General features: G+C 68.9%; 10 protein-coding genes. 7 read left to right on the top strand and 3 right to left on the bottom strand.

All coding sequences use genetic code 11. The features are described 5' to 3' along the window. Positions 1 to 202 precede the first annotated feature (202 nt). The 6 genes from CDO46_RS18695 to CDO46_RS18670 all read left to right on the top strand — a co-directional run bounded on the left by CDO46_RS18695 (position 203) and on the right by CDO46_RS18670 (position 9,252). Positions 203 to 1,468: a TolC family protein gene (locus tag CDO46_RS18695; RefSeq protein ID WP_087839987.1), complete on the top strand. Its 1,266-nt coding sequence runs from the start codon at positions 203 to 205 to the stop codon at positions 1,466 to 1,468. 12 nt (positions 1,469 to 1,480) lie between these two features. Then, positions 1,481 to 2,674 carry an efflux RND transporter periplasmic adaptor subunit gene (locus CDO46_RS18690; RefSeq protein ID WP_087839986.1) on the top strand — a complete coding sequence of 398 codons (1,194 nt, stop codon included), beginning with the start codon at positions 1,481 to 1,483 and terminating at the stop codon, positions 2,672 to 2,674. 23 nt (positions 2,675 to 2,697) lie between these two features. Beyond that, positions 2,698 to 5,841, top strand: coding sequence for an efflux RND transporter permease subunit (locus tag CDO46_RS18685; RefSeq protein ID WP_087839985.1), 3,144 nt, complete (start codon positions 2,698 to 2,700; stop codon positions 5,839 to 5,841). Positions 5,842 to 5,909: 68 nt separating this feature from the next. After that, on the top strand, positions 5,910 to 6,515 hold the full coding sequence (locus CDO46_RS18680) for a TetR/AcrR family transcriptional regulator (RefSeq protein WP_087839984.1): 606 nt from the start codon (positions 5,910 to 5,912) through the stop codon (positions 6,513 to 6,515). A gap of 12 nt (positions 6,516 to 6,527) precedes the next feature. Beyond that, complete coding sequence (locus tag CDO46_RS18675; protein ID WP_087839983.1) at positions 6,528 to 7,826, top strand: MFS transporter; 1,299 nt, start codon at positions 6,528 to 6,530, stop codon at positions 7,824 to 7,826. A gap of 13 nt (positions 7,827 to 7,839) precedes the next feature. Continuing rightward, entirely contained in the window at positions 7,840 to 9,252 is a 1,413-nt protein-coding gene (locus CDO46_RS18670) for an MATE family efflux transporter (RefSeq protein ID WP_087839982.1), read from the top strand. Here the strand turns inward: CDO46_RS18670 and CDO46_RS18665 are convergent. The 3 genes from CDO46_RS18665 to CDO46_RS18655 are packed head-to-tail and all read right to left on the bottom strand — an operon-like array spanning position 9,135 to position 11,199. Beyond that, positions 9,135 to 10,079: an alpha/beta hydrolase gene (locus tag CDO46_RS18665; protein WP_087839981.1), complete on the bottom strand. Its 945-nt coding sequence runs from the start codon at positions 10,077 to 10,079 to the stop codon at positions 9,135 to 9,137. The two genes, CDO46_RS18670 and CDO46_RS18665, sit on opposite strands and share 118 nt — an antisense overlap. After that, entirely contained in the window at positions 10,076 to 10,783 is a 708-nt protein-coding gene (locus CDO46_RS28415) for a TetR/AcrR family transcriptional regulator (RefSeq protein ID WP_087839980.1), read from the bottom strand. Before CDO46_RS28415 ends, CDO46_RS18665 begins: the two co-directional genes overlap by 4 nt. A 35-nt stretch (positions 10,784 to 10,818) precedes the next feature. Then, positions 10,819 to 11,199, bottom strand: coding sequence for a RidA family protein (locus CDO46_RS18655; protein ID WP_087839979.1), 381 nt, complete (start codon positions 11,197 to 11,199; stop codon positions 10,819 to 10,821). A 174-nt stretch (positions 11,200 to 11,373) separates the two neighbouring features. Here CDO46_RS18655 and CDO46_RS18650 point away from each other — a divergent pair, with 174 nt between their 5' ends. Next, the gene (locus tag CDO46_RS18650; RefSeq protein WP_087839978.1) at positions 11,374 to 12,288 is read left to right on the top strand and encodes a ferritin-like domain-containing protein; all 915 of its coding nucleotides are present in this window, start codon (positions 11,374 to 11,376) and stop codon (positions 12,286 to 12,288) included. The last annotated feature ends 32 nt before the right edge of the window (positions 12,289 to 12,320 follow it).

Here is a 12,320-nt window from a genome sequence, read left to right as displayed (position 1 = left end):
CCTGTTTCGGCGACTCAAAGGCTTCCGCAGAATCTTCTCCCGCTTCGACAAACTCGACGTCATGTTTACCGGGTTCATCAATTTCGCCCTGATTGCAGATGGGCTGCGTTGTGTTAACAGGCCCTAGCCGGCGAGACGCAGCCGTTCCACTCGTTGCTTTCGTCTCGCCGAATTCACGCAACCGTTTCCCTGGTGCAATTCGATGCGCAGACTTCTATGGCCGCTCGGGCTGGCGGCCGCCTTGTCCAGCCCGATGGCCGCGGCCCAGCCGCGGCCCGATCCCGTTCCCGTTTCCGTTCCCGTTCTTGATCAGGTGCCCGCCGCCGGCGGTCCGCTGACACTGGAGTCCGCGCTGGCCATGGCTGCCGCGGGCAACCCGGCGCTGGCGGCTGCCGCCAAGGAGGCCGAGGCCTTGCAGGGCGGCGTCGTCCAGGCGCGCGTCCTGCCCAATCCCGACATCGCTTTCGCCGTCGAGGATGCGCGGCGCGATTCGCGCACCACCAGCGTGGAGCTGGGCATTCCCATCGAGTTGGGCGGCAAGCGCTCCGCGCGCATCCTGGCCGCGGAGCGGGCGCAGACCGTGGCGGTGGCCGAGTTCACGCGGGCCCGGGCGCAATTGCGCGCGGCCACGGTGGCCGCCTTCTTCGACCTGCTGATCGCGCAGGAGGGCGTGGCGCTGGCCAACGGGTCGGCGCAGGTGGCGGCCCGGGCGGCGGACATCGCGGCCCGGCGGGTGGCGGCCGGCAAAGTCCCGCCGCTGGAGGAGACCCGGGCTCGCGTCGAGCGGGCCAACGCCGACCTCGAGGTCGAGGCGGCGCGGGCGCGTTTGCAGGAAGCGAGGCGGACGCTGGGGTCGCTGTGGGGCGAGCCCGATCCGCGCTTCGGCCAGGCCGTGGGCAGCCTGGACGTACTCCCCGCGCGCGCGCCCGTCGATGCGCTGCTGCGGGAGCTGGAGCAGGCGCCCGAGCTGGCGGCGCACCGGTTGGAGATCGAACGCCGCGACGCCGTGGTCGGGGTCGAGCGCAGCAAGCGCTATCCCGACGTGAGGTTGACGGCGGGCACGCAGCGCAACAACGAACTGGGGCGCAACCAGACCCTGCTGGGGGTGTCGATTCCGCTGCCGCTGTTCGACCGCAACCAGGGCAACCTGTACGAGGCCACCGTGCGGGCCGACCAGGCGCGCGACGTGCATCGTGCCCTGCAAGTCAGGCTTGCGCAGGAACTGCGCCAGGCATCCGCGCAACTGGAACTGGCACGCAAGAGCGCCGACGCGCTGCGCGGCACGGTGCTGCCCGGCGCGCGCGAGGCCTATGAAGCAGCCACCCGCGGGTTCGAGGCCGGCAAGTCCGGCTTCCTGGATGTGCTGGACGCCCAGCGCACGCTGTTCCAGGCCCGCATCCGCTATCTGGCCGTGCTGGCCGACACCTACCAGGCCGCCATCGCGATCGATCGCGTGCTGGGCCGCTGAAGGAATCCTGTCATGTCGACGACAAGCAAACAAAAGGCCGCGATGGCGGCCATCCTGATCGCGGGCGCGCTGGCGGTGGCAGGCGTGCTGTTCTGGCCCGCTCCGCATGGCGAGGGCGACGGCCACGGCCATGGTGGCCAGGCGCCGGCCGGCGCCTCCGCCGACGAGCATGCCGAGGACGGCCTGGTGAGGCTGAGCGAGGCCCAGGTCCAGGCGGCCGGCATACGCACGGCCGAGGCCGGCCCCGGCGTACTGCGGCCGACCCGCGAATTCCCGGGCGAGATACGCTTCAACGAGGACCGCACGGCCCATGTCGTGCCGCGGCTGGCAGGCATCGTCGAACGTGTGTCGGCGGACCTGGGGCAGCAGGTCCGCAAGGGCCAGGTGCTGGCCGTGATCGCCAGCACGTCGCTGTCGGACCTGCGCAGCGAACTGCTGGCCGCGCGCAAGCGCGAGGACCTGGCCGAGGAAACCTTCGCGCGCGAAAAGAAGCTGTGGGAGGAGCGGGTGTCTGCCGAACAGGACTACCTGCAGGCGCGCACCGCGCGGGAAGAGGCCAGGATCGCGGTGCAGAACGCCGCGCAGAAGCTCCGGGCCGTGGGCGCGACGAGCCAGGCGCCCGCGCTGAACCAGTACGAGCTGCGCGCGCCCTTCGACGGCACGGTGGTCGAGAAGCACATGGCCATGGGCGAGGCAGTGGGCGACACCACCGCCGTGTTCACCATCGCCGACCTGGGCACGGTCTGGGCCGAGTTCATCGTCGCCCCGCAGGACCTGGCGGCGGTACGCGTCGGCGAGAAGGTCAGCATTTCCTCTTCCGCCCTGAACGAGACGGCCGAAGGCACCGTGTCCTATGTCGGTCCGCTGCTGGGCGCGCAGACCCGCACGGCCACTGCCCGCGTCACGCTCGCCAATCCCGGCATGGCCTGGCGTCCGGGGCTCTTCATCACCGTCAAGGTACTGCGCGGCGAGGAAGCCGTTGCCCTGGCCGTGCCCGCCGATGCCATCCAGACCGTGGGCGATGACAGCGTGGTGTTTACCGTCGTGCCCGGCGGCTTCAAGGCGCAGCCGGTGAAGACCGGCCGCCGCGACGGCATGCGGGTGGAAGTGCTCGAGGGCCTGGCTCCCGGCGCGCGCTACGCCGAGACCAACACCTTCACGCTCAAGGCCGAGCTGGGCAAGGCCAGCGCCGAGCATACCCATTAGACCGGACAGACAGGAAGACACTCATGTTCGAACGGATCATCCGGTTCGCCATCGAGCAACGATGGCTGGTCATGCTGGCGGTGTTCGGCATGGCCGCGCTGGGCCTCTACAACTTCACCCGCCTGTCCATCGACGCGGTGCCCGACATCACCAACGTCCAGGTGCAGGTCAACACGTCCGCGCCGGGCTATTCGCCGCTGGAGACCGAACAGCGCATCACCTATCCCGTCGAGACCACCATGGCGGGACTGCCCGGCCTTGCGCAGACCCGGTCGCTGTCCCGCTACGGCCTGTCCCAGGTGACCGTCATCTTCCGCGATGGCACCGATATCCACTTCGCCCGCCAACTGGTCAACCAGCGCATCCAGGAAGCGCGCGAGGCCCTGCCGGCCGGCGTCACGCCGACGCTGGGGCCGATCTCGACCGGGCTGGGGGAGATCTACATGTGGACGGTCGAGGCCGCGCCGGACGCGCGCAAGCCGGACGGCAGCCCCTACACGCTGGCGGACCTGCGCGAGATCCAGGACTGGGTGGTACGCCCGCAACTGCGGACGGTGCCCGGCGTGACCGACATCAACACCATAGGGGGCTACGCGAAGGAGTATCTCGTCGCGCCCAACCTGGAACGCATGGCCGCCCACGGCCTGACGCTGGCGGACGTGGTGACGGCGCTGGACCGCAACAACGTCAACGTCGGCGCCGGCTACATCGAGCGGGGCGGCGAGCAGTACCTGGTGCGCGCGCCCGGGCAGGTCGGGTCCATGGAGGACATCCGCGAGGTCATCGTCAGCCAGGCCCAGGGCCAGCCCATACGCGTGCGGGACATCGCCGACGTGCAGATGGGCCGCGAGCTGCGCACCGGCGCCGCCACCGAGAACGGCAGGGAAGTGGTGCTGGGCACCGTGTTCATGCTGATCGGCGAGAACAGCCGCGCCGTGTCCCGCGCCGTGGACGAACGGCTCGCGGCCATCAACAAGACCCTGCCGCCGGGCGTGAAGACCGTGACGGTCTACGACCGCACCACGCTGGTCGACAAGGCCATCGCCACCGTCAGGAAGAACCTGCTGGAAGGCGCGATCCTGGTCATCGTCGTGCTGTTCCTGTTCCTGGGCAACATCCGGGCGGCGCTCATCACGGCCATGGTCATTCCCCTCTCCATGCTGTTCACTTTCACGGGCATGGTGTCCTACAAGGTCAGCGCCAACCTGATGAGCCTGGGGGCGCTGGATTTCGGCATCATCGTCGACGGCGCGGTGGTCATCGTCGAGAACTGCGTGCGGCGGATCGCGCACGCCCAGGCCGCCGCGGGCCGCGCGCTGACGCGCGCCGAACGCTTCGGCGAAGTATTCGAGGCCTCGAAGGAGGCGCGGCGGCCGCTGATCTTCGGCCAGCTCATCATCATGATCGTCTACCTGCCGATCTTCGCCCTGACCGGCGTGGAAGGGAAGATGTTCCATCCCATGGCGATGACCGTGGTGCTGGCGCTGCTGGGCGCGATGATCCTGTCGATCACCTTCGTGCCGGCCGCCGTGGCGCTGCTGCTGGACGGCCGCGTCCAGGAAAAGGAAAACCGCCTGATGGCCGCCGCGCGCCGGCTGTACGAGCCGCTGCTGAGCCGCTCGCTGGCCAACACGCCGGTGGTGCTGACCTTCGGCGCGGTGGCCGTGGCACTGGCGCTGGCCGTCGCGACGCGGCTGGGCGCGGAGTTCATCCCGAACCTGGACGAAGGCGACCTGGCGGTGCAGGTGCTGCGCATACCCGGCACCAGCCTGTCCCAGGCCATCGCGATGCAGGAGGAGCTGGAGAAGCAGGTCGCCAAGGTGCCCGAGGTGGAACGGGTGTTCGCCAAGATCGGGACGGCCGAGATCGCCTCCGATCCCATGCCGCCCAATATCGCCGACACCTATGTCATGCTCAAGCCGCAGGATGCCTGGCCGCAGCCGCGCCGTTCCCACGAGGAAGTGGTGGCCGCCATCCGGAAAGTGGTGGAGGGCGTGCCGGGCAACAACTACGAGTTCACGCAGCCCATCCAGATGCGCTTCAACGAGTTGATCTCGGGCGTGCGCAGCGACGTCGCCGTCAAGATCTTCGGCGACGACATGGCACAGCTGGAACGCACGGCGGCCGAGATCGCGGCGGTCATGGCGCGCCTGCCGGGCGCCGATGCGGTCAAGGCCGAGCAGACCGCCGGCCTGCCCATGCTGACCATCGCGGTCGACCGGCAGAAGGCCGCGCGCTACGGCGTGAGCCTGGCCGAGGTGCAGGAGACCATCGCCACCGCGGTGGGCGGGCGCGAGGCGGGCATCTTCTTCCAGGGCGACCGGCGGTTCGACATCCTGGTGCGGCTGCCCGACGACGTGCGGGGCGACATCGAGGCGCTCAAGCGACTGCCGGTGGCGTTGCCCCGGGGCGAGGGCCAGGCCCGCGTGGCCTTCGTGCCGCTGGCCGAGCTGGCCCGTTTCGAACTGGCGCCCGGTCCCAACCAGATCAGCCGCGAGGACGGCAAGCGGCGCATCGTGGTCAGCGCCAACGTGCGTGGCCGCGACCTGGGCTCCTTCGTGTCGGATGCCCAGGACAGCATCGAGGCGTCGGTGCGCATCCCGCCCGGCTACTGGACGGCGTGGGGAGGCACGTTCGAGCAGTTGCAGTCCGCCACCGAGCGCCTGCAATGGGTCGTGCCGATCTCGCTGCTGCTGGTGTTCGCGCTGCTGTTCGCCATGTTCGGCAACCTGCGCGACGGCTTGATCGTGTTCACCGGGATCCCCTTCGCGCTGACCGGGGGCATGCTGGCCCTGTGGCTGCGAGGCATCCCGCTGTCCATTTCCGCGGCCGTGGGCTTCATCGCACTCTCGGGCGTGGCGGTGCTGAACGGGCTGGTGATGCTGTCCTTCATCCGGTCGCTCAGGGCGGAAGGCCATCCGCTGGACGAGGCGGTCCGCCTGGGCGCCGCCACGCGGCTGCGGCCGGTGCTGATGACCGCGCTGGTCGCATCGCTGGGCTTCGTGCCCATGGCGCTGGCGACCGGCACCGGCGCGGAGGTGCAGCGGCCCCTGGCGACGGTGGTCATAGGCGGCATCATTTCGTCCACCGCCCTGACCCTGCTGGTCCTGCCCACGCTGTACCGGCTGGCCTACCGACGCCAGGCGCATGGAGAGGAGGATAGATGATGAATGACATCTATTGAATAAATTATAGTCATCATTTATTATTCGCCCTTCATGCACAGGAGGGCGACATGCCCCGCGTATCGCGACAGCAGGCCGAGAAGAACCGCGCCGCCATCGAGGAAGCCTCGGCGCGGCTGATCCGGGAACAAGGCATCAAGGGAGTCAGCGTGGCCGACCTCATGGCGGCGGCCGGGCTGACCCACGGCGGCTTCTACGGGCACTTCGAATCCAAGGACGCGCTGGCCGCGGCCGCTTGCGCCAAGGCCTTCGCCGCGTCGCGGGAACGCTGGCGGGAACGGACAGCGGGCATGGCCGACGCATCCGCGGCGCTGCGCGTCATCGTCGAAGCCTACCTGTCGCCGCGGGCACGCGACAACGCCGGCAGCAGTTGCCCGGCGGCTTCGCTGGCGGTGGACGTGGCCCGGGAATCCGCCGACAAGCCGGTGCGCCGGAGCTATGTCGACGGCATCCAGGGGCTGGTTTCCTCGCTGGCCGCGCTGTACGGCAGTGGTGATGCCGCGGCCGACCGCGAGCGCGCGCTGGTCGAACTGTCTCTCATGGTGGGCGCGCTGCTGATGGCGCGGGCCACGGCGGCCGACCCCATTTCCGACCAGATCCTGGACGCGGCCCGCAGGCATCTGCTGCCCGCGGACGATACCTCTCCCACGCCCTGACAGGACCGCATCGTGTTCGCCCATCCCGTATCGCGCTGGCTGGCCCGGCGAGGCATCCATTTTTCCTGGGTCATGGTGGCGCTGGCCTTCCTGACCATGTTGTCGTCGTCGGCCGCGCTGGGCCTGCCCGGCGCTTTCCTGCAACCGCTGTCCCGCGAGTTCGGCTGGAACGTCGACCAGATCTCGTCGGCCCTGGCCGTGCGGTTCGCGCTGTTCGGCCTGATGGGGCCGTTCTCGGCCATCCTGATGGAACGTTACGGGCTGCGCCGCATCATGTGCACGGCCATGGTCCTGGTGGCCTTCGGACTGCTGCTGGCCACGCGCATGTCCGAGGTCTGGCACCTGGTCGCCTTGTGGGGGTTGCTGCTGGGGTTCGGCACCGGCCTGACGGCCGTGGTGCTGGGGGCGGTGGTCGCCACGCGCTGGTTCGACCAGCGTCGCGGACTGGTGCTGGGTATGCTGACGGCCAGCGCGGCCACGGGGCAGCTCGTGTTCCTGCCGGCCGCGGCCTGGCTGATCGAACATGTCGGCTGGCGCATGGCGGTGGCGCCGGTGGTGGCGTGCTGCCTGGCCGTGGCGCTGCTGGCGTTCCTGCTGGCGCGCGATCGTCCGCAGGATCTCGGCCTCGCGCCCTATGGCGCCGATCCCCACGCCGCGGCGGCGCCGCCCGCCACGGCGCGTCCCTCGTTCCTGGCTCCTCTTCAGGTGCTGCGCGCCGTCTCCGGCAACCGGACGTTCTGGGTATTGTTCGGCACTTTCTTCGTCTGCGGCCTGAGCACCAACGGCCTCATCCAGACTCATTTCATCTCGTTGTGCGGCGACTTCGGACTGGCCGCGCTGCCGGCCGCCTCGGTGCTGGCGATGATGGGGGCGTTCGACTTCGTGGGTACCATCCTCTCGGGCTGGCTGTCCGACCGCTACGACAATCGCAAGCTGCTGTTCTGGTACTACGGCCTGCGCGGCCTGTCGCTGTTCTGGCTGCCGCATTCGGAGTTCACGCTGTATGGGCTGTCGCTGTTCGCGATGTTCTACGGCCTGGACTGGATCGCCACCGTGCCGCCCACGGTCAAGCTGGCGGCGGCCGAATTCGGCAAGGAGAAGGCGGGCATGGTGTTCGGCTGGGTGTTCGCCGGCCACCAGATCGGCGGCGCGATCGCCGCGTACGGCGCGGGGCTGGTCCGCACGCAGATGCTGACCTACACGCCGGCCTTGTATGCCGCGGGCGCGGCGTGCCTGGTGGCCGCGCTGGTCGTTTTCCTGATTCGCCGGCGGGCGCCCGTGCCCGCGCCCGCCGCTGCGCGGTCCGCCTGACGGAGCCGGCCGCATGTCCATCGATCCGCGCACGCGCCGCCTCATCGAGGCTCCCATCGTCCCCACGCTGCTGCGGCTGGCGGTGCCCAACACGCTGGTGCTGGCCGCCCAGGCCAGCGCGGGCATCATCGAGACCTATTTCGTCGGCAGGCTCGGCACCGACGCGCTGGCCGGCGTGGCCCTGGTGTTCCCGACCGTCATGTTGATGCAGATGCTGTCCGGCGGCGCGGTGGGAGGCGGCATTTCCTCGTCGATCGCCCGGGCGCTGGGAAGCGGCCGGCGCGAGGACGCCGATTCGCTGGTCCACCACGCGATCGTGGTCGGATTGCTGTTCAGCCTGTTCTTTACGGTGGCCGGGCTGGCGGGCGGCCGTTGGCTGTACGGGCGCATGGGCGGCTCGGGCGGTTCGCTCGAGGCGGCGCTGGAGTATTCGCGCTGGATCTTCGGCGCGTCGGCGCTGGTGTGGCTGTTCAATTCGCTGGCGTCGGTCGTGCGCGGCACTGGCAACATGAACCTGCCCGCGGCGGTCACCTGCGCGGGGACAGCCATGCTGGTGCCGCTGTCGCCCCTGCTCATCTTCGGCTGGGGACCGCTGCCGGGCCTGGGCGTGGCCGGCGGGGCCATCGCGCTGCTGGTCTACTATGCCGCGGGCAGCGCCGCGCTGCTGGCCTTTCTTTGTTCGGGCCGCGGCATCGTCCGCCTGACCTGGAAGGGCTGGGCGCTGCGCTGGCCGCTTTTCCGCGACATCCTTCGCGTGGGACTGGTCGCCGCGGTTTCCACGGTGGCGATCAACATCGCCATCAGCATCGCCACCGCGCTGACCGGCCATTTCGGCCCGGCCGCCATCGCGGGCTACGGCACCGGTTCGCGCCTGGAATACCTGCTCGTGCCTCTGGTGTTCGGCCTGGGCGGCCCCATGGTCGCCATGGTCGGCGCGGCGATGGGGGCGGGCCGGCACGACCGGGCGCTGCGCATCGCCTGGGTCGGCGCGGGATGCGCCTTCGTCGTGGCGGAGGCCATAGGCCTGGCGGCCGCTTGTTTCCCCCATGCCTGGCTGTCGATGTTCGGCAGCGAGCCCGACATGCTGGCCACCGGATCGCTCTATCTGCGCATCGTGGGGCCCGCCTACGGATTCTTCGGCGCGGGGCTGGCGCTCTACTTCGCATCGCAGGGCGCGGGGCGGCTGCTGTGGCCGGTGACCGGCAGCGTCGTGCGCCTGATCCTGAGCGCAACCGGCGGGATGGCCGCGATCGCGGCGGGGCTGGGGCTGGCGGGAGTTTTCGCGGCCCAGGCGCTGGCGCTGGTGGTCTACGGCGCCATCAATGCGGGCGCCATCGCGCGTGGCGCATGGTTTGGCGGGGCGCCGTATCGCTCGAAGAAATCGCAAAGCTGGCGCCCCAGGAAGTCCTCGCCCGTATCGAAGTGAGCCATGATGGACATGTGGTTGTGGCGAGGCAGCATGAGGAACTGGTTCGCCCGGTGTCCGCGGGCTCGCAGGCGGTGGAAGAATTCCGCGCCGTAGACGTCCAGCAGCGGGTTCTCGTACTCGGCGATCGCCACGAAAAGCGGGAGGGCGTCCGGCGTCACCATGCTGACCGGCGACAGCGCTTCGTACCGGCTCTCGTCGTTGCCGAAGTACGCTCGGACCCCGGCGGCGTTGGGGTTGGCTGCCAGCGCATCGGCGCGCAGCCGGCCGGACAGGATGGCCGCCGCCCGCAGTCCCTTGCCCCGATAGGGTAGCTGCGGGTCCAGGGCATGGTGGGCGACGTGGGTGCCGCCCGCGCTGTGTCCGATCGCGACCATCCTGCCCGGATCGCCGTCGTGGGAGCCGATGTTCTCTTCCATCCACGCCAGCGCGCGTCCCAGGTCTTCGGCCCCTCCGGGATAGGGCGCGCCGGGCGCGAGCCGGTATTCCAGGTTGACGCCCAGGTAGCCTTGCCGGGCGAACCAGGTGGGTACATTCGCGTAGACACGCGAGGTGACGTCCTTGTCTCCCCGCACGTAGGCGCCGCCATGCATGAACACGACGACAGGCAGGGGGCCGGCTAGGGCGGGATCGCGATAGATGTCCAGGACGTGGCGCGGGTCGGGCCCGTAGGCGACGTTGCGCGTGCAGGCAGGGCCCGCGGCGGACGTCGTGTCCAGCAAGGAGGTGTAGGCATCCAGCACCAGGTCCCGGTGCGTCCGGATATCGTCGCCCCAGGCCGGGCCGATGCGCGCCAGCAGCGCGTCCACCGTTCGAGCCGCGTTCATAGGGCGGCCAGCCGCGGCTGGCGGGGCGTCCTGGCGCGCGGGCTCGGCGACGGGGCCAGCACCGCGCACATGACGAACTCGACCACGGCCCGCCAGTGGCTGATCATCGATGCGGTGGAGTCGGCCTTGTCCTTGGGCCACAGGGTCCGGATGTTCGAGGACACGTTGAAGAAGTGTACGCATGCGCCCATGATATTGACGGCCGCATGGCCGGGGTCCTGCTGCCGGAACGAGCCGTCCGCCACGCCGCGCTCGAGGATGTCGGCCAGCGTCCGGTACAGCTTGCCGCCGTTGCGGTTGTAGAACGCGCCATCGTTCTGGATGTTCTCCAGCGCGAACAACGGTCCGAGATGGGGTTTGGCGACCATCTGCTGCAGCAGCCTTTCGACGAAGGCATGCAGCGCGTCGACCGGCGGAAGCTTGCGCAGGGAATTGAAGTCCATACCCTGTTCGCGGTCCTGGAACACGCGGTCGAGCACCGCCTGGTACAGGGCTTCCTTGGTGTCGAAGTAATAGTGGATCATCGCCTTGGTGACGCCGCTGCCCGCGGCGATTTCCTCGGTGCGGGTGCTGCGCAGCCCGTCGCGGGCGAAGATCTTCTCGGCCGAGTCGAGTATCGCGCTGCGGGTGGCGACGCTGTCGCGCACGGCCTTGCGCGGGGTGGGGGTAGCCCTCGGGCGGAGTGACGAAGTGCGTGATGCCATGGAGGATTCTCTACGAAGGGGGCGGCCAATGCCGTTCATAGTATCGCGATGGCTTCGATCTCGATCAGGCATCCCGGCGTAACCAGGGACGAGACCTGCACCGTGGAACTGGCGGGCAGCGGGTCCGTGAAGACTTCGCGGCGTATCGCGGAATAGTCCGCGTAGCCGTCCAGCGTCGTGAGGAAGGCCGTGATCTTGACCACATCGGCCAGCGACCCGCCCGCCTCGCGCAGCAGCGCATCCATGTTGGCGAAGATTTCCCGCGCCTGCCGGCCAAGGTCGCCCGCATGGCGGGCATGTTCCGGGTCGGTTCGCGCCAGTTGGCCCGATACGAAGACCATGCGTTTGCCGCCGGCCACCTCCAGCGCCTGGGAGTAGGGGCGGCCCGAGGGCCCCAGGGGTGTCTTGGTGATCATGCCGGTCTCCCTGTTCTATAAGTAACTATCTGGTTGGTTAATTCTAAGCATCGGCTGTCGATCATGTCAAAGACCATTGCGGAAAGAATCTTCTTGACATGCCTTGCCCGGGATTTCTAGACTGCTAACTAATCAGTTGGTTAGTTAAGGAAAACGGAATCACAAGGAGCCGAGATGTCCGCACAGCCGTCGTCTTTCATTCCCGTCACCGGCTTTCCCGGAATACGCGAGCAGCGGTTTCCGCTGAACCTGGGGGAGGCATTGCCCCGCGTCGAACGTATCTGGACCGTCGCCAAGGGATCGAACTGGGATCCGGTCACGGACATCCCCTGGAGCCAGCTGGACCTGGGCAAGTACACCCCGGAGGAGCTGTATGCCGCCCGGGTGTTCTGGAGCCGGCGCGCCTGGAGCGAATACACCGGCCTGGCTGAATCGCCCACCGTGCTGCTGCGGTTCGCCTTCGAGGGCGGCCGGCCGGGCATGATCAAGCTGGCCCTGGCGACCAAGTTCATGGACGAGGCCAAGCACATCGAGGCCTCGTACCTGATGGCGGAGAAACTGGGCGGCTACCTGCCCGAACCGCCGGAAGGCGCGCCGCGCAAGCGTCTGGTGGCGGGCCTGCGCGAGCGCGGCATGAACCCGGACTACACCCCCGAGGCCGTGCTGGCCTGCTGGCATTGCGTCAGCGAGTACTTCGCGGTCGAGATATTCCGCGTCCGCTATCACCACACCACCGATCCCGTCGCGCGGGCCGTCCTGGGCCGGATCCTGGCCGACGAGGTCCGTCACATCGGCATGGGTTGGGAATACCTGGCGTATCGCCTGCCGCAGGTCTCGGACGAAGTCCGCGAGAATGTGAGGACGGCCATGATCGACGTCATCGAGAACATCGAACTGGGCGGGTTCCACTCGTCGTCCAACGTCAACGAAGAGCAGGATCTGTTCGCCCGGCTCGACCTCGTCGTGGCCAAGGCCGGCCTGGGAGCGGCGCCCCCGGAAATCGAGCACGAGGCCTTCGTGTCCACGTTGGCCGAGATCAGGAGCAAGGCGGCTCAACTGGGCATAGACCTGCCCGAATACACGCTGTGAACCGTGCCGGCCGGCTTCGCAAGGGGCGACCG

This window comes from Pigmentiphaga sp. NML030171, from assembly GCF_002188635.1.
In the GTDB taxonomy this organism is placed as follows: Bacteria; Pseudomonadota; Gammaproteobacteria; order Burkholderiales; family Burkholderiaceae_B; genus Pigmentiphaga; species Pigmentiphaga daeguensis.
This window is presented reverse-complemented; position numbering and strand designations above follow the sequence as displayed.

Coding starts and splice junctions, on each gene's coding strand:
- CDO46_RS28415 (WP_087839980.1), bottom strand. CDS start 10,783: ATGGCATCACGCACTTCGTCACTCCGCCCGAGGGCTACCCCCACCCCG.
- CDO46_RS18655 (WP_087839979.1), bottom strand. CDS start 11,199: ATGATCACCAAGACACCCCTGGGGCCCTCGGGCCGCCCCTACTCCCAG.
- CDO46_RS18680 (WP_087839984.1), top strand. CDS start 5,910: ATGCCCCGCGTATCGCGACAGCAGGCCGAGAAGAACCGCGCCGCCATC.
- CDO46_RS18665 (WP_087839981.1), bottom strand. CDS start 10,079: ATGAACGCGGCTCGAACGGTGGACGCGCTGCTGGCGCGCATCGGCCCG.
- CDO46_RS18690 (WP_087839986.1), top strand. CDS start 1,481: ATGTCGACGACAAGCAAACAAAAGGCCGCGATGGCGGCCATCCTGATC.
- CDO46_RS18695 (WP_087839987.1), top strand. CDS start 203: ATGCGCAGACTTCTATGGCCGCTCGGGCTGGCGGCCGCCTTGTCCAGC.
- CDO46_RS18685 (WP_087839985.1), top strand. CDS start 2,698: ATGTTCGAACGGATCATCCGGTTCGCCATCGAGCAACGATGGCTGGTC.
- CDO46_RS18650 (WP_087839978.1), top strand. CDS start 11,374: ATGTCCGCACAGCCGTCGTCTTTCATTCCCGTCACCGGCTTTCCCGGA.
- CDO46_RS18670 (WP_087839982.1), top strand. CDS start 7,840: ATGTCCATCGATCCGCGCACGCGCCGCCTCATCGAGGCTCCCATCGTC.